Annotated in this window: 16 protein-coding genes; 13 read left to right on the forward strand and 3 right to left on the reverse strand. The window is 63.4% G+C overall.

Annotated elements, in window-relative coordinates:
• Positions 1–125 precede the first annotated feature (125 nt).
• From FCL40_RS13640 to FCL40_RS13675, 8 genes are all read left to right on the forward strand, one after another.
• Positions 126–1,091 (forward strand): AAA family ATPase, encoded by a 966-nt coding sequence (locus FCL40_RS13640; RefSeq protein WP_136853861.1) that lies wholly within the window; start codon positions 126–128, stop codon positions 1,089–1,091.
• A 21-nt stretch (positions 1,092–1,112) separates the two neighbouring features.
• Positions 1,113–2,003, forward strand: coding sequence for a DUF58 domain-containing protein (locus FCL40_RS13645; protein WP_136853862.1), 891 nt, complete (start codon positions 1,113–1,115; stop codon positions 2,001–2,003).
• A complete protein-coding gene (locus FCL40_RS13650) occupies positions 2,000–2,503 on the forward strand; it encodes a DUF4381 domain-containing protein (RefSeq protein ID WP_169307127.1) in 504 nt (167 codons plus the stop codon). The genes FCL40_RS13645 and FCL40_RS13650 overlap by 4 nt, the downstream gene beginning before the upstream one ends.
• On the forward strand, positions 2,496–3,476 hold the full coding sequence (locus FCL40_RS13655) for a VWA domain-containing protein (RefSeq protein ID WP_136853864.1): 981 nt from the start codon (positions 2,496–2,498) through the stop codon (positions 3,474–3,476). The genes FCL40_RS13650 and FCL40_RS13655 overlap by 8 nt, the downstream gene beginning before the upstream one ends.
• Positions 3,469–4,404, forward strand: coding sequence for a vWA domain-containing protein (locus tag FCL40_RS13660; protein WP_136853865.1), 936 nt, complete (start codon positions 3,469–3,471; stop codon positions 4,402–4,404). The genes FCL40_RS13655 and FCL40_RS13660 overlap by 8 nt, the downstream gene beginning before the upstream one ends.
• 2 nt (positions 4,405–4,406) lie before the next feature.
• Positions 4,407–5,084 carry a hypothetical protein gene (locus FCL40_RS13665; protein WP_169307128.1) on the forward strand — a complete coding sequence of 226 codons (678 nt, stop codon included), beginning with the start codon at positions 4,407–4,409 and terminating at the stop codon, positions 5,082–5,084.
• Positions 5,081–6,343, forward strand: coding sequence for a BatD family protein (locus tag FCL40_RS13670; RefSeq protein ID WP_136853867.1), 1,263 nt, complete (start codon positions 5,081–5,083; stop codon positions 6,341–6,343). The genes FCL40_RS13665 and FCL40_RS13670 overlap by 4 nt, the downstream gene beginning before the upstream one ends.
• Positions 6,344–6,644: 301 nt before the next feature.
• The gene (locus FCL40_RS13675; RefSeq protein ID WP_169307129.1) at positions 6,645–8,732 is read left to right on the forward strand and encodes a methyl-accepting chemotaxis protein; all 2,088 of its coding nucleotides are present in this window, start codon (positions 6,645–6,647) and stop codon (positions 8,730–8,732) included.
• A 29-nt stretch (positions 8,733–8,761) separates the two neighbouring features.
• Here the strand turns inward: FCL40_RS13675 and FCL40_RS13680 are convergent, their stop codons facing one another.
• Together FCL40_RS13680 and FCL40_RS13685 are read right to left on the reverse strand one after the other, a co-directional pair.
• On the reverse strand, positions 8,762–9,250 hold the full coding sequence (locus FCL40_RS13680) for a DsrE family protein (RefSeq protein ID WP_136853869.1): 489 nt from the start codon (positions 9,248–9,250) through the stop codon (positions 8,762–8,764).
• 175 nt (positions 9,251–9,425) lie between these two features.
• Positions 9,426–10,529, reverse strand: a complete 1,104-nt coding sequence (locus FCL40_RS13685; protein ID WP_136853870.1) for a phosphoribosylaminoimidazolesuccinocarboxamide synthase — start codon at positions 10,527–10,529, stop codon at positions 9,426–9,428.
• Between the two features lie 581 nt (positions 10,530–11,110).
• Between FCL40_RS13685 and FCL40_RS13690 the strand changes: the two genes are divergently transcribed.
• From FCL40_RS13690 to FCL40_RS13710, 5 genes are read left to right on the forward strand one after another with little or no spacing between them, the layout of a single operon-like run.
• Entirely contained in the window at positions 11,111–12,583 is a 1,473-nt protein-coding gene (locus FCL40_RS13690; RefSeq protein ID WP_136853871.1) for a cytochrome c oxidase subunit II, read from the forward strand.
• 12 nt (positions 12,584–12,595) lie between these two features.
• A complete protein-coding gene (locus tag FCL40_RS13695) occupies positions 12,596–14,344 on the forward strand; it encodes a cytochrome c oxidase subunit I (RefSeq protein WP_136853872.1) in 1,749 nt (582 codons plus the stop codon).
• Positions 14,341–14,997: a cytochrome c oxidase subunit 3 gene (locus FCL40_RS13700; protein WP_136853873.1), complete on the forward strand. Its 657-nt coding sequence runs from the start codon at positions 14,341–14,343 to the stop codon at positions 14,995–14,997. Before FCL40_RS13695 ends, FCL40_RS13700 begins: the two co-directional genes overlap by 4 nt.
• A gap of 1 nt (position 14,998) precedes the next feature.
• Positions 14,999–15,646 carry a heme-copper oxidase subunit III family protein gene (locus tag FCL40_RS13705; RefSeq protein ID WP_136853874.1) on the forward strand — a complete coding sequence of 216 codons (648 nt, stop codon included), beginning with the start codon at positions 14,999–15,001 and terminating at the stop codon, positions 15,644–15,646.
• 8 nt (positions 15,647–15,654) lie between these two features.
• Positions 15,655–15,981 (forward strand): cytochrome C oxidase subunit IV family protein, encoded by a 327-nt coding sequence (locus tag FCL40_RS13710; protein WP_136853875.1) that lies wholly within the window; start codon positions 15,655–15,657, stop codon positions 15,979–15,981.
• Positions 15,982–16,063: 82 nt separating this feature from the next.
• Here the strand turns inward: FCL40_RS13710 and FCL40_RS13715 are convergent, their stop codons facing one another.
• A complete protein-coding gene (locus FCL40_RS13715) occupies positions 16,064–16,615 on the reverse strand; it encodes a hypothetical protein (protein ID WP_136853876.1) in 552 nt (183 codons plus the stop codon).
• Positions 16,616–16,681: the final 66 nt, after the last annotated feature.

Here is a 16,681-nt window from a genome sequence, read left to right on the forward strand (position 1 = left end):
CCGGCGGCCATCCCGTCGCCTCAGAGTGAAATTTTTCCCCGGAAAACCTGGGAGATTGCTCCATTTTCTTCTCCTGTCGACCGGTTAAAGTCCTAGGCCAAATTCAGTTCACCTGCGCCTAAACTATGACGACCCCTCTGGCCCCGTTTCAACAGCTCCAGCACCACATGAATCAATCGGTGATCGGGCAGACCGACTTGACCCAGGCCCTGCTTATCGCCTTGCTGACAAACGGCAACCTGCTGCTGGAGGGGATGCCTGGCACGGCCAAGACCCGGGCCATCAAGAGCCTGGCGCGGGCGATGCGGGTCGACTTCGGCCGCATCCAGTTCACCCCTGACCTACTGCCCTCCGACATCACCGGAACCGAGGTGTATCAGCAGTCCTCTGGACAGCACCGGCTCCAGTTTCAGCCCGGTCCCGTCTTTAACAACCTGCTCCTGGCCGATGAGATCAACCGGGCGCCCGCCAAGGTTCAGGCGGCGCTGCTGGAAGCGATGGAGGAGCGCCAGGTGACGGTCGCCGGGCGTACCCACAGGTTGCCGGAGCTGTTTCTGGTCCTGGCGACCCAGAACCCCCTGGAGCAGGAGGGGACCTACCCGCTGCCGGAGGCCCAGTTGGACCGCTTCCTGATGAAGGTGATGCTTCCCTACCCCGATGAGCAATCTGAGGCGGCGATCATCGACCTGGTGCATCGCGAGGAGGGGAGCAAGGGAGCAACCCTGGCGCTGACGCCTGGCTGGCTGGAACTTGGCCGCAAGGCGGTGCAGCAGGTTCATGTCAGTGAGGCGATCACCCAGTACATCGTCGGCCTGGTGATGCTGACCCGGGAGCCGGAGCGGCTGGCAGACTCTCCGTTGAAGGGGTGGCTGCTGGCGGGGGTCAGCCCTCGGGCCAGCGTGGCTCTCCACCGCTGTGCCAGGGCCCACGCCTTCCTGCAGGGAAAGAGGTTTGTCGATCCCGATGATATTCGGGCCGTGGTGCACCGGGTACTGCGTCACCGCCTGCTGCTCAGCTATGACGCCAGGATTCAGGGTGTCACTGCCGACCAGATCATCGATGAGCTGTTGCTCCAGGCCGTGGTGGCCTGAACCGTGGCGGGAAACATCCATGTGAGCCTTGCCGAACTGATGGCGCTGGAGGAGGCGGCCAAGTCTCTTGGCGCCAAGGCGCCCGCCCCGGTCAGTTGGCTTCACCCCGGAGCCCACCGCTCCCGGCTGTTGGGGCAGGGTAGCACTTTCGAAGAGATGCGCCCCTATCAGCATGGGGACGACATCCGCGCCCTGGACTGGAAGCTGACCCTCAGGGCTGGGCGGCCCTATGTTCGCCTCTGCAGTGAAGAGAGGGAGCGAAGGGTGCTGTTGGTGGTGGACCAGCGGCAGTCGATGTTTTTCGGCAGCCAGGGCAAAACCAAGTCGGTCATCGCCGCGGAAGCGGCGGCATTGTGTGCCTGGGCCTGCCGTCACCAGGGCGATCGGGTGGCGGCTCTCATCTTTAACGACAGGCGCAGCGAGATGTTTGCTCCCGGCAGCAGCCGCCTGCACCTGAGCCGGGCGCTGGCGGCGCTGGCGGGATTCAACCAGGAGCTGACGGCGGTAGCGGGGGGCGGCGGACAGACGCTGACCCCCTGGCTGAGCAGGATTGCTTCCCGGGTGACAAGAGGATGGTTGCTGATCCTCATCAGCGACGGCCTGGGCTGGGGCGACGAAGACACCCAACTGCTGAAGCCGTTGACCAGCGACAACCAGGTGGTGATGCTGCAGATCAGCGACCCGCTGGAGCGGCAACTGCCCCAGATGGATAACCTTGTGGTCAGCGACGGTGATCGTCAACTCAGGTTTGACGGGGGCGGCCCTGTGGCGAGTGCGTACCGTCGCCGTTGGCTTCGCTTCGACGCCCGGTTCAGCCTCCTGGCGGACACCCTGCCCATGACCAGGATCGCCGTCACCACCACCCAGCCGACAGACCTCCAGCTCCGCGCCAGCCTGGGGACAGGCCGTTGAACCGGTTTGGCCTGGGGTGGGGCAACCCCAAGTTGGATCCCTTCGTCGAAACACCGCCTCCGCCGGAGCTGGCCTGGCAGCTTCATGGCTATGGCTGGTGGGTGCTGGCGCTGTGCCTGGCGGCCGTCACCGCCCGGTGGGCGCGGAACAGCTACCTGAGATACCGTGCGAACCGATATCGGCGTCAGGCCCTGGCCTGGCTCGATGCCCTGCCTCCCTACCGTGTCGCAAGCCCCAGACCGGAGTACGCCAGGGTTCCCGCCCTGCTGCGTAAAGTGGCCCTCTGCAGCGACGGTCGCCGTGAGGTGGCCCCTCTGTCGGGCCGGGACTGGGAGGCCTGGTTGGACAGCCGCTGTCCGGGTTGTGACTTTGCAGGCCGCGCCCACGGACTGCTGTACCGGCTGGCCTATATGCCCGATCCCCTCAGTGAGATTGAGATGACTCAACTGCTGGGTCAGGTCCGAAATTGGGTTCGCGATCACAGGAGGAGAGATGTTTGAGCTTGGCCATCCATGGGCGCTGCTGCTACTGCCACTGCCGTTGCTGGTTCAGTACTGCTGCCGTCCGTTTGAGATCAGGGAGGAGAGCCTGCGCTTTCCGCTGTTTGACGAACTGGCGTGCCTTCACCGAGGGCTTGGTGGTGTCGCCAGGGTGGTGCCCGGGCAAGCCTCGGTGCAACAGGTGGTGGTTGTGACTGGCTGGGTGGCACTGTGCCTGAGCCTGGCGAAGCCGCTCTGGCTGGCACCGCCGGTAGCGCTGCCGGTGGCGGCGCGGGAGATCATGGTGGCCATCGATCTCTCCCGCTCCATGAATGAAACCGATTTTGTCGAGGGAGAGAGAACAATGGACCGGGTCCAGGGGGTCAAGGAGATGATGGCCCGTTTTGCCCAGGCGCGTCGCGATGATCGGCTGGGGCTGATCCTGTTTGCCGACCAGCCATTCCTGCAAACCCCCTTCACCGACAGCCTGGATGCCTGGCTGCAGCTGCTGATGAGCAGTGAACAGGGGATGGCCGGCTCCATGACCGCCATTGGGGATGCCATCGGCCTGGCGGTCCATGCCTTTCAGCAGGCCAGGACCGGCAACCGGGTGTTGGTGCTGATCACCGACGGCAAGGACAACGCGTCGATGGTGCCCCCCCTGGAGGCGGCCCAGTTGGCCGCCAGGCACCGTATCCGCATCCACACCATCGCCATTGGCGACCCCGGATCCGGCGACCAAAACCAGCCTGATTTCCGCCAGTTGGCGGAGATCGCCAGCATCACCGGTGGCCGGGACTTTCGCGCCGCCGATCGCAACCAGTTGCTGGCCATCAATGCCGAGCTGAACCGGCTGGAGCCGAGCCTGCGGGGCCGCCGTGTCCACCGGCCGAAACACAGCCTGCACCATTGGCCCCTCAGCCTGTGGCTGGCGGTGTCATTGCCTCTTATGGGGCTGTCAGGGTGGCGGCAGCGGGGCCGGGCCGATGGTTGACTGGACCACCCTGTCCCAGTTTCATCTCCTGCGTCCCGGCTGGCTGGTGTTACTGCTGCCACTGGTGTGGGGATACCGCCGCCTGAGAGCGTCGCGGGGGGCCATGGGCCGCTGGAGCGGCCTGCTCTCCTCGGAGATGCTTGCGGCGATGACGGTACCCGGCGATCGTTTTCGGGCCCGGGCCCCAAGGCGACTGTGGCTGTGTCAATTCATGTTGCTCATCCTGGCGCTGTCGGGACCGAGCTGGTATCGCACCGAGGCGCCCATGGCCAGTGACCGCTCCCTGCTGGTGATCGCCTTGAAGCTGTCGGAGTCGATGCAGGCCACCGACCTGAGCCCGACCCGCCTGGTCCGCGCCAAGCAGAAGATCGTTGAGCTGATGAGGCGGCGGGGGGATGGCCAAACCGCCCTGGTGGCCTATGCGGGCAGCGCCCACCTGGCGATGCCAGCTACGGACGACCGGCGGATGATGTGGCACCTGCTGGATGCCCTGGACCCTAAGGTGATGCCCAGTGAGGGGGATAGACCGGCCGGGGTGCTGCCCCTGGCGGAAGAGCTGTTCAGCCATAATGGTGAGCCGGCCACCCTGCTGCTGATCACCGATGATGTCCCCTCCGAGGCGTTGAGGCCGTTCGAGGCGCACCTGGCAGGCGGTCCGCACCGCCTGCTCCTATGGCAGGTGGCGGACCCAGGGCGAATAGCGCCGGAATCGCAGCGGCGCCTGTCGTCCCTGGCGGAGATCGCCGGAGGCGAGCTGGTGCCTTTTGCCCATGATGACGGCGACATCGAGCAGATCCTCGGGGAGCTCGGGGTGCAGATGAGGCGCAGCGGCAACAGTGAACAGCCCTGGTACGACGCCGGCTATCTGCTGCTGTGGCTGCAGCTGCCTTTGGGGCTGCTGTGGTTTCGCCGTGGATGGAGGTTGTGATGGTGTCCAGACTGAGAGACCGGCTGCGGCCACTGGCCCGGTTCCGGGGCTTTTGGCCCCTAGCCGCCGTGTTGCTGCTCATCCTGGTCAGCGGCCTCTACCCCCAGGGGGCGGCCGATGCGTTCTTAAGCCGGGACCAGCAGGGGCGACTGCTGTTTCAACTGGGACGATACCGGGAGGCGGCGTCCCGTTTCGAGGATTTGCACTGGCGGGCGTTTGCCGGCTACGCGGCCGGGGATTTCGGGCACAGTGCCCGGCTGTACCAGCAGGTGAACGGCGAACTGGCCGCCTTCGCCCGGGCCAACGCGTTAGCCCATGGTCAACATTATCGCCAGGCCCAGGCGGGTTATCGTCGGCTACTCAGGGAGAATCCCCGTTTGGGGGCCGCCCGCATCAATTTGGAGGTGGTGGAGACGTTGATCGCCGAGATGGAAAAGCAGGACTCGGGGCGCAAGTCGGCCGATGGCAGGCAGCAGGTGGCCCCGGAGCTGGGTGACAGCCGGGGGAGGGCCAATGGTCAGGGACAACGGCAGGGCGCGGAGCGAACAGCGGAGGAGAGCATGCAACAGGGGATACCCAAAGAGGCCTGGCTGAGAAAGCTGCAGATCAGCCCCCAGCCATTTTTAAAGCGTAAGTTCGCCATGGAGTACCGGCGCGCCCTTGAGGAAGCGCAGCGGTGAGGGGCTGGATCCTGCTGGTGGCGATGATGCCGCTGCTGGCCCTGGCCAACGTGGTCAGCATCAACCGCAGCGACCCCGGGGTGGAGGTTCGGCTGGAACTGTTGCAGGCGGGCCCCTACTACGTCAACGGTCGATTGCCGGTGAAGCTGACCCTGGCCCTGGATGGGCGCCTCTGGGGGCGGGTGGCGCTGCGCCAGCCGGGGCTGAAGGACGCCCTGGTGATCCATGATCCCGGCCAGGAGTTTGACCGGGATACGGAGAAGCAGGTTGATCGTCCGAAAGAGATATTGACCCGGCAGTTCGAAATCTACCCCCGGCGGCAGGGGACTCTGGTTCTGGCTCCCATCGAGATGCAGCTGGTTTATTACGATCGGCCCAGTGACCGGTATCGCCAGGTGACGGTGGCCTCGGCGCCGCTGAGTATCGATGTCCGGCGGCCACCCGAATGGCCCGAGGGGCGTCAGCCGCTGGTGACTCCTCAACTGACCCTGAGTCACAGCGCCATCGACGCCGAGGATGATCTCAAGGTGGGGGACGCGGTGACACTGACCTATTCGATCATGGCCTCCGGAGTGGATGCCATGTTGCTGCCGTCTCTGTCTCTGCCGGAGCTGGAGGGAGCCAGTCAATACCGCAGGCCTGCTCAGCTCCAAAACTACCGCAACAGCCGGGGAGAGCCGGTGGGTCGCCGCACCGAGCAGGTGACCTACATCGTCCAGCGCCCCGGAACCTTCACCATCTCACCCCAGAGGGTGAGCTGGTGGAACCTGGACCACTCCCGGCTGGAAAGTGCCGAGGTGGCGGCGGTTACCTGGAAGGCCGGGGGCCCGTTGCCGCCGTGGTTCTACCGGCTGTGGCACCAGCGACGCGCGCAGATGCTGCTGTTCCTGGTGGTGCTGTCTCTGCTGTCGCTCACGAGCCTGACGCTGGCACTCAAAGGGGCAAAGGGCGGGGCCGAAGAAAGGCGGCTCAGGCGGAGTTACTGGCGCTCCTTCTCCCGTCAGGATCCGCTGGGGATGTCCCGGGTCCTGGAGGCCTATGTCGCCGGCAAACCGGGTGGGCATCGGCGGTTGCGACAGGGGCTGGAGGGCGAGTCCCTTGCAGCCCTCGACGCGTTCTACCTCTGGGCCTATGGCACGGACGGGGCGCCCCCGACTCGCGCCCAGGCAAGGCAACTGCTGCGGGCTGTGTGCCGGCCAGAATCGCTGACAACCGCGCCGGGTTTCTCCCTCAAGCTGAACTGCGGCAGCCAGCGCTAGCGGGTGCTGCCGCCCTGGCGCGGACGGTTCAGTCACCAGCGGTTGTATGGGCAACCAAATTTCTAGGCTGCTTGCAACTCGGTGGTGAGCGATTTTTGTGCTTGTAAATGAACCTGTTTCCAGAATGTGATTCACCTAATGCCTTGAGCCGATGGGAGAACGTCATTGTTTACACTGTAAATACATCTGTATACATTTGCTTCCATCTCGTTAGTTAGTCACGGTACCGGGCGGCTGTAGGACGATGGAACAGACACACTATATTCACCGCAAGATCTCACTGATTGCTGGAAGCTGCCTGATGTTGGCGTTGGGCATCCTGGTTACATTCTCTCTCTACCATTCCGATGAGCTTCAGACCATCTCACGCGACCAAACGGCGCAAAATCTGCAGAAGTCGGCAGAGCAACACCTGCAGGTCCTGGCCGCAGAGCAGTCTCAAGTCATTCAGTCGATCATCAACAGAAACCTGATCCGGGGCCGTGCCCTGGCGCAGGGAGCGCTGTTCCTGAGGGCACAGTCCCGTGAAAGCGGGGAGAGCGGCGCCCTGCAGAGGGATCGGCTGGTCGCGTTCCTGAAGCACAACCTGTCCGTGTACGATGACATCCTCGGTGTCTACATGGTGATGAACCGGGATGCCCTGGGGGCAGATGCCGAGTTTGTCGATGATGCCGGATTGGCCTCGAACAGCGTCGGTCGTTTCACCCCCTACTGGTACAGGGCGGGCCAGGGGCAGTTCGAACTGGAAACCATGCTCGAGTCGGATCTGCACGTCACCGACCTGAACGAGTTTGGCATCGCCGAGAGTGAGTGGTATCGCTGCGCCCTGCGCGAGCACAAGGCCTGCGTCCTCGATCCCTACCTGGATGATGTCGGTGACCAGGAGATGTTGATGACCTCGGTGACCTATCCCCTGGTGGAGGGTGATGAGACCGTGGGGATGATCGGCATCGATATCTCCCTGGCCGCCCTGCAGCCGATCATCGAGTCGGTGGATGCGCGGCTGGTTGACGGCCAGGGCGAAGTCGCTCTCCTCAGCCAGGGGGGACTGGTGGCGGCCTGGGATCGAGGCAGCGATGGCCTGGGGGCGCCGCTACCGGAGTCGGGCCTGATCCGCCGAGGGCAGGTACAGCGCTGGCAGAGTGCCGGCCAGCCCCTGACCCAGTGGAGCGACGATGGCGCCCAGCTGAGAAGCTGGGTCCCCATTCACTTCGGCGATGCCGCCACCGACTGGGGACTGGCGATCAGCGCCCCCTCCGATCGGGTGCTGGCGGCCGCCACGGATCTGGATCGTCGACTGACCGAGCTGGGTCGCGACGCCCTGTGGGAGGAGGTGGTTGTCGCCCTGGGTATCTCGCTGCTGGCGCTGTTGCTGGTGGGGATCTCCACCCGCCAACTGGTAAAGCCCCTGCAGAAGGTCACCGAACGGATCACCACCATTGCGTCCGGGGAGTGGGACCTCACCCAGAGGCTGACGCTGGAGAGTCGCGACGAGATAGGGGTGCTTGCCCACCGCTTCAACCAGTTCCTGGAGAAACTGCAGGACACGGTCAGTGCCATCGACCAGTCGGTGGTCAGCGGAGAACAGACTTCACGCCAGGCATCGGAGATTGCCGTGCGCACCAGCGACAGCAGTCAGCAGCAGCTGATGGAGATGGAGCAGGTGGCCGCCGCCCTGGAGCAGATGACCGCCACCGCCGGCAGCGTTTCGGAAAATGCCGCCCAGGCCGCCAACGCCGCCGGGGCCGCCGGTGAGGCTGCCGCCTCCGGTCAGCAGGTGGCGGGTGACACCAGCACGGCGGTGCAGTCCCTGGTGCAGGACGTCTCAGAGGCGATGCCCATGGCCCGTCAGCTGGAGCAGGAGAGCCGGAACATCGAGTCGATTCTCAAGGTGATCCAGGAGATCGCCGAGCAGACCAACTTGCTGGCGCTCAACGCCGCCATCGAGGCGGCCCGGGCCGGTGAGCAGGGCCGGGGATTTGCGGTGGTGGCCTCGGAAGTGCGTGCCTTGGCGGAGCGCACCCAGCAGTCGGTGGAGGAGATTCGTCGCCTGATTGAACTGCTGCAGGGGGGCACCCGCAATGTGGTGCAGGCGATCAGCAGCGGCAACGACAAGGCGCTGGAGGCGGTGAACCAGGTGCAGGCGATGGACGACGCGCTGCGGGTGATCGTGGCCCATATCCGTCACATCACCGACAACGGTGCCACCATCGCCAACCTGGCTGCCGAGCAGAGCGGGGTGGCCAATGAAATCAGCCAGAATGTCAGCAACATTCGTGAAGCCAGTCGCTCCATCGCCGCCGAGGCGGAAGCGTCCGCCGGTCTGAGTGAGGAGCTGCAGCAGCTGTCGGTCGAGCAGCGACAGATTGTCGCCCAGTTCAAGGTGTAGCGTCCGGGGCCCGTGGGGCCCCTTCGCGTTTACATTATCACCACGGTGGCGTAGCCCTGGGCTTGGTAACCGATCAGTGAGATGAAGGTATTGCCTACCGGAGTGATGCCCGGAAGAAGCTGGCCGTTGTCGACTCCGAACAGCTCGGTGGCGATGGAGCAGGCTTCCAGGCGGATCCCCTTGGTGTGCAGCTGTTTGATTTGAGCTGCGATCTGCTGGCGGGCCGGGACGGTAGCGTCGCTGTTGTCGATAAACTGCACCGCAGCGCCGCGGAAGGCGATGACAAACTCCGGCGTTACGCCTTGGGCGACCAGCCCGTCGTAGGTCATCTCGATGACCTGAAGATAGAGAGGCAGCTTCTCCAGCTCTCCCAGGTTGATATCAAACAGCGCTTTTCCCTGGGTAACGCCGGCCAATGCCTGGCTGTCGAGGGGGCGCTCAGACGCTTGGGCCGGCGCCAGGTTGAGGCTGAGGATCAGGGACAGGGCTGCGACCAGCAGGGTTTTCAACGAAGACATGGTGTTTTCCTTGCGAAAATGGGTGTGCGGGCAAGGATAAAGCGGTTGCTGCGTCTTGTATATAAGAAATATCTAAATTAAGCAAAACTCATATATCGATCACGAAGCGGGTTTTCTGCAGTAACCGGGGCGGGGGCGTCGGCAAGCCGCCCGGGCGGCCTGCCGGACGAAGAGATCAGTCGATCAGGCCGTACTGCTCCTTGAGGATCTGGATGATCTCCGCCTTGGGGTTGTCGGAGAGAAACAGTTCCTGCCCGGTGATCTTCTCGGCGATCTCCACATAGGTGCGGGACACCTCCATCAGCACCGATTCGGGCAGGTCGTTATCCCGGGCCAGGGCCTGGCGCTCCGCCATCCGATCCTTGTTCAGCAGGATATCCGGATCGGGGAAGTGGCTGAGCAGCATCTGACGGAACCCCTCTTTGGAGTTCTCCACCACGATGCCATCGCGGTAGCTGGGGCCGTCCCAGATCCGCGAGGAGTCGGGGGTACCCACTTCGTCCATGTAGATCAGCTTCTCCTGGCCCTGGCTGTCGGTGACATAGCCGAACTCAAACTTGGTGTCGACAAACACCTGGTCCAGCTTGGCCAGTGTGTCGCTGATCAGATCGAACCCCTCCTTGAGCAGCTTCTCGTAGAGCTCGATGTCTTCCGGAGCACGGAAGTTGAACGCCTGGTAGTTGTCGGCGATGTCCTGACGGGTGATGTTGACGTCGTCCGCCTCCGGCACCCCGGGAATCCCCTTGAGAATTCCCTTGGTGGAGGGGGTGATCAGCAGTTCAGGCAGCTTCTGGTCCTTCTCCAGACCCTCGGGCAGCTGGATGCCACAGAACTCGCGCTCACCCTTGGTGTAACTGCGCCACATGGAGCCGGTGATGTACTGGCGGCAGATCGCCTCGATCATCACCGGGCGCGCTTTCTGAACGATCCACACGAAGGGGTGGGGGATGTCCAGGATGTGGCTGTCGGCCAGGCCCTGTTCACGGAACAGCTTGAACCAGTGGTTGGAGATGGCATTGAGGGCGGCCCCCTTGCCGGGCACTCCGGCCAGCCCATTCTCGCCATGCCAGATGCAGTCGAAGGCGCTGATGCGGTCACTGATCACCATGATGGCCAGGGGAGCATCGGCGGCCACGTCGTAGCCCTTCTCCTCGATCAGGCGAGCGCTGTCTTCGGCGGTGAGCCAGTAGACGCTGCGCACCTTACCGCTGTGTACCGGCTGTTCGGTACGAATGGGGAGATCGTTGTTAACGGCCAAAACTTTGTCGGCGAGACTCATGACAACTGTCCTGTTTTATGAGGTTGTAGGGTGTGCCAGAGGCAGTGGGAGCGCCGTGGGCCAGGGTGCGAAGCCGGGCTATGGACCCGGGTTCCGGTGCACGTTCCCACCGTGGTCGCAAGATGAGAACTCTGCGTTCTTGTATTCGCACAATGATGGGTGAGACCGGCCTGCTGTTATTGCTGTTCTGGGGCGGCTCTTCCCTCAAGGCCGGGATGGGGCCTGAGGTTCATCTACTGGGTTAAGCACTCCAAGTCACTTATGTAACTGGCAATTCTCGATGCGCACCGGCTTTTTTTCTCTGTGTTGGTGTGGCTTGCGCCCTCGCATCCAGTGGCGTGAATCATACCAGATATTGGCGGTGCCTCCATCGGGATTGATGAAAAAGTCGCCAAAAAAGAGAGAACTCACTGTTCCAAAATTGGCGCCAATACTCGGCGTTGACCAGGGCTTTGCACTGTCGGCCTTGGCACTGTGCCAGATTCGCTTCTAGTCTTAGTGGTTATCGCTGAGGTGGAAACCTTTTGCAGCTCAGGCTTCTGCCCGGCCCCGTTGTCATTGCGGTAAATGGGATGTCGCCTGTGACCATAGCCATCGTCCTGATCGCCCTGTTGCTCCTCTCCCTCGGGTTTCATTTTGCCGGGGGATGGCGCCTGCCCGAGTTGGCCTCCAACTGGGGCAACATCGATCTGACCATTGCCCTCACCCTGGTCATCACCGGCCTGGTGTTTATTGCCGTGGTGGTGTTTATGGCCTGGGCGGTGTACCGATATCGCTACCGCCGGGAGCGGCAGGCGCATTACCAGCCGGAAAACGCCAGGCTGGAGGGGTGGCTGACCGGGTTAACCGCCCTGGGGATCACCGTGATGCTGGTGCCCGGTCTCTATGTCTACTCCGATGTGGTCCGTGTCCCCGAGGACGCCCACCAGGTTGAGGCGTTGGCCCAGCAGTGGAGTTGGCAGTTCCGTCTGCCCGGCGAGGATGGTCAGCTCGGGCGCACCGACATCAAGCGGATCACCCCGGACAACCCCTTTGGCATAGACCCGGCCGATCCATTGGGTCAGGATGATCGCCTGGTGGCCAGCAACCGGTTGCACCTGCCCGTGGACAGGCCGGTCAAGGTGCTGCTGCGCTCCAAGGATGTGCTGCACGACTTCTATGTTCCCCAGATGCGCAACAAGATCGACGCCGTGCCCGGCATCGTCTCCTCCATGTGGTTTACCCCGACCCGGGAAGGGGAGTTTGAGATCCTCTGTGCCGAGCTGTGTGGGGTGGGGCACTTCAACATGAGGGGCAGCCTGCTGGTGGAGTCGCCGGAGTCTTTTCAGGCCTGGGTGGCCGGACTGCCTACCTTCGCCGCCAGTATGACCGCGTCAGGGTCCAGCGATCTCAGCCCACAGGCCAGGGAGGGGGAAACCCTGGCCAGTTCCCAGGGATGCCTGGCCTGTCATGGCTTTGAGTCCAGTCCGCTGGCACCCAGCTGGCTTGGGCTTTATGGCAAACAGGAAACCTTGTCGGACGGCAGCACCCTGACGGTGGATGAGGAGTACCTGATCGAGTCAATACGCCAGCCGGGCGCCCGGCTGGTTAAGGGCTATGCCAATGTGATGCCTGCCTATCCGGCGCTTACGGAACTGCAACTGGATGCCATCATCGCCTATATCCGTGAGCGCGGCGGCAGCGCCGGGGCCGATGACGTGGCGCCGGTAGGGGAGAAGTCCGCGCCGGCGACGCCCCCCGCCCCCGAGGGCGCGGTCACGGCCGATCCGCTCTCCGGTGAAGGGCTGGCGCGATCCAAGGGCTGCATTGCCTGTCACAGCCTCGACGGCAGCCCGGGAGTGGGACCCAGCTGGCTGGGTCTGGCGGGGAGTGAACGGACGCTGACCGATGGCCGCACCCTGATCGCCGACGAGGCCTACCTGCATCGGGCCATCACCGAGCCTGCTGCAGAACTGGTTGAAGGGTATCAGCCACTGATGCCGCCCCTTCCCTTGACCGACGACGAGACCCAGGCACTGATCCAGTACATCCAGGAGCTGTCTGACAGCCCCTGACGGGAGGCGAGTATGAGCCAGGAGTTTGACCATCCGGCGCCCACTGGGTTCTGGCGGAAATACGTATTCAGCCAGGATCACAAGGTGATCGCCATCCAGTACACCCTGACCGCGGTGGCCGTCGGCCTGGTGGCCCTGGTGCTGTCTCTGTTGATGCGACTGCAACTGGGATTTCCGGGTCAGTTCGACTTCATCGATCCCGCCTCCTACTACCAGATGATCACCATGCACGGGATGATCATGGTGGTCTATCTGCTTACCGCCCTGTTCCTTGGGGGTTTTGGCAACTACTTGATCCCCTTGATGGTGGGGGCCAGGGACATGGTGTTCCCCTTCCTGAACATGCTCAGCTACTGGGCCTACCTGGTGGCGGTGCTGATCCTGATGGCCAGCTTCTTTGTCAGCGGCGGACCCACCGGTGCCGGCTGGACCCTTTATCCGCCCCAGGCGATCCTACAGGGCACCCCGGGCGTCGACGGCGGCATTGTGCTGATGCTGGTCTCCCTGGCGGTGTTTATCGTGGCGGCCACCATGGGCGGACTCAATTACGTCACCACGGTGCTGCAGGCGCGCACCCGGGGGATGACGCTGATGCGGATGCCCTTGACGGTGTGGGGGATCTTTATGGCCACCATCATGGCACTGCTGGCCTTCCCGGCCCTGTTTGTCAGTGCGGTGATGATGCTGTTCGACAAGCTGCTGGGCACCAGCTTCTTCATGCCCGAACTGATCTCACTGGGACAGGCCACCGACTACGGCGGTGGCAGTCCCATCCTGTTCCAGCACCTGTTTTGGTTCTTCGGACATCCAGAGGTGTACATCGTGGCGCTGCCCGCCTTCGGCATAGTGTCGGATCTCATCAGCGTCAATGCCCGCAAGACCATCTTCGGCTACCGGATGATGGTCTGGGCCATCGTCTTCATCGGGGTGCTCAGCTTCGTGGTCTGGGCCCATCACATGTATGTCTCCGGCATGAACCCCTACTTCGGCTTCTTCTTCGCGGTGTCGACGCTGATCATCGCCGTACCCACCGCCATCAAGGTGTACAACTGGGTGCTGACCCTGTGGCGAGGCAACGTGCGGATGACGGTGCCCATGCTCTACTCCGTCGCCTTCGTACTCACCTTTGTCTTTGGCGGCATGACCGGGCTGTTCCTGGGAAACGTGGTGGTGGATCTGCCCCTGTCCGACACCTACTTCGTGGTGGCCCACTTCCATATGGTGATGGGGGTGGCGCCGATCCTGGTGATCTTCGGCGGTATCTATCACTGGTACCCCAGTGTCACCGGCCGCATGCTCCACGAAGGCCTGGGCAAGCTGCACTTCTGGATCACCTTCCTCGGCACCTGGGCCATCTACTTTCCGATGCACTACCTGGGGGTGCTGGGACTGCCCCGGCGTTACTACGCCTACGACGATTACGCCTTCATTCCCCCTGAGGCCCACAGCATCAACGCCTTCATCACCGTCGCCGCCCTGATAGTCGGTGTGGCGCAACTGCTGTTCCTGTTCAACCTGGCCTGGAGTTATGTGCGCGGTCCCAGGGCCAGGCCCAACCCCTGGCAATCCGCCTCCCTCGAGTGGCAGACCCCCACCTTGCCGCCCGGTCATGGCAACTGGGGACCCAAGCTGCCGGTGGTCTACCGCTGGGCCTACGACTACAGCGTCCCGGGCCACCCGGAGGACATGGTGGTGCAGACCGATCCCTGGCGGGGTGGGGATGCCCTGAAGGCTAACCTTCAGTCGGAGGCCAGCCCATGAAACTGCTGCACACCCTGACGCAAAAGCCCTGGCAGGATTCGGGGCAGCTGCCCGAGGCGGGCGCCCACAGGGACGCCGGTTCCGTGGGCCTGTGGGTCGCTCTGGCGGTGATCACCTCGCTGTTTACGCTGTTCATGCTCTCCGCCATCATCCGCTCCCAGTCCCCGGACTGGCAGCCGTTGACCGAACAGCCCTGGCAGCCGCTGTTCCGGTTGACCCCCCTGTGGATCAATACCCTAGTGCTGCTGGGGTCCTCCCTGGTGATGCAGCTGTCCTGCCTGCAGCGGCGTGACGGCGGAGGCCGGCCGGCGGTGGCCTTGGGGCTGGCCCTGGCGCTGCTGTTCCTCATCGGCCAGTGGTCTGTGTGGCAATCTTTCGCCGAGCAGGGCTTTGGCCTGCAGAGCGGGCCGGCTGCCGGATTCTATTTTCTGTTGACCGGGTTGCATGCCCTGCACCTGCTGGCGGCGCTGCTGGTGGTCGCCCTGATTCTGCCGCAGCTGTGGCGGGAGAGCGGCGACCGGCGACTGAGGTTGCTGACCCGTTATTGGCACTACCTGTTCCTGATCTGGTGCGTGCTGTTCGCCTTGGTCAGTCGGCCGCCGGCCACCTACAAGGTGTTGGCGGCCCTGTGTGGCATAGACGTAGGAGGCTAACATGAGTTCCCTGCAACAGCTGGTGGGCGACTGGTCCGGCGAGCGCCGTACCTTCCGGGTCTCCTGGGGCAAGGCGATGATGTGGATCTTCCTGCTCAGTGACACCTTCATATTCGGTTCCTTCCTGGTGGGCTACATGGTGGCGCGGATGTCCACCACCGTCCCCTGGCCGGTGCCCTCCGAGGTGTTTGCCCTGACCGTGGGCGGCGCCACCGTACCACTGCTGCTGATCGCCATCATGACCTTCATCCTGATCACCTCCAGCGGCACCATGGCGATGGCGGTCAACTACGGCTATCGCAAAAGCCGCAAGGTGGCGGCGGCGCTGATGGTGACGACCGCACTGCTGGGGGCCAGCTTCGTGGGGATGCAGGCGTTCGAGTGGAGCAAGCTGATTGAAGAGGGGGTGCGCCCCTGGGCTAACCCCATGGGCGCCTCCCAGTTCGGGGCGGCCTTCTTCATGATCACCGGATTCCACGGCCTGCACGTCTCCATCGGTGTGATCCTGCTGTTGGTGGTGGCCAACAAGGTCCGCCGGGGTGACTACCAGGCCAGCGGCGACTACGGCATCGTCGAGACCGCCGGCCTCTACTGGCATTTTGTTGACCTGGTCTGGGTCTTTATCTTCGCGTTCTTCTATCTGTGGTAGGAGGGAGTATGCATTCGAGTGACCTGAGACAGCAGCACCCCATCGGCCTCTACTTCAAGATCTGGGGGCTGCTGTTTGTCCTCAGCGCCATGAGCTATATGGTGGATTACGTTGGTCTGCAGGGGATGCTACGCTGGTCGTTGATCATCCTGTTCATGCTACTCAAAGCCGGGCTGATCGTGGCGGTGTTCATGCACATGATGTGGGAGAGGCTGGCACTGATCTACGCCATCCTGGTGCCCCCCCTGACGCTGTTGGTGCTGGTGGCGCTGATGGCAATGGAGTCGGACTACACCCAGCTGTTGCGTCTGACCCATTTCGTTATCGGAGACTGAGTCGGGCTGTCAGCCCGGACTATGAGCGCGCTTTCGAACGCTGACGTGGGGGATCTGTCCGGAGGCCCCCCTGAACTGGCGGTCACCACAACGGGTGCTTCAGCCACCAGTGCTGCATTCGCACCGCGCCGGACTCCACCCCAGCACCTCGGCCCAGGGGTATAACCATAGGGTGTTGCTCGAGCACCCTGGAGAGCCCAGCCTCCTGGGCCTGTTCCACATCCACCAGCATCAGGTGCTGCCCCCGCTCGATGGAGTGGTGGTAGCGGCATCGCAGCTGGTAGGGGGCACAGATGCCGATCAGGCCTCCTTCCCAGACGCAGAACCCCAGCAGGATGGCCGAGAGGAGCAGGAAGGGGGGCCAGCCGACATTGCTGCTGCCCACGTCAAACAGGCTGGCCAGCGCCAGGCACAGCAGCGCCAGCTGTGCACCGATCCTGGCTCCCTTGAGGGTGAAGTGGGCCAGTTCCAGGAACAGCAGAGAACTGCCATTCTGCAGGTGAAACCGCGTCGCCAGATTGCCCTTGTCACTGACCACATGGATCTGGGCCGGGCTGAGGCCCTGCCGCTCCAGCTGGGCTTCGATCTGGCCCAGCTCCCACAAGCTGTTGGCGAGGTAGAAGTGTCTGGTCATGGTCCTCTCCCGTTTGCGCTCGCGCCCCAACGGAGCGGGCAACCGAAAGCCGTGGGGTAAAGTATA

This window comes from Ferrimonas sediminicola, from assembly GCF_005116715.1.
Taxonomy (GTDB): domain Bacteria; phylum Pseudomonadota; class Gammaproteobacteria; order Enterobacterales; family Shewanellaceae; genus Ferrimonas; species Ferrimonas sediminicola.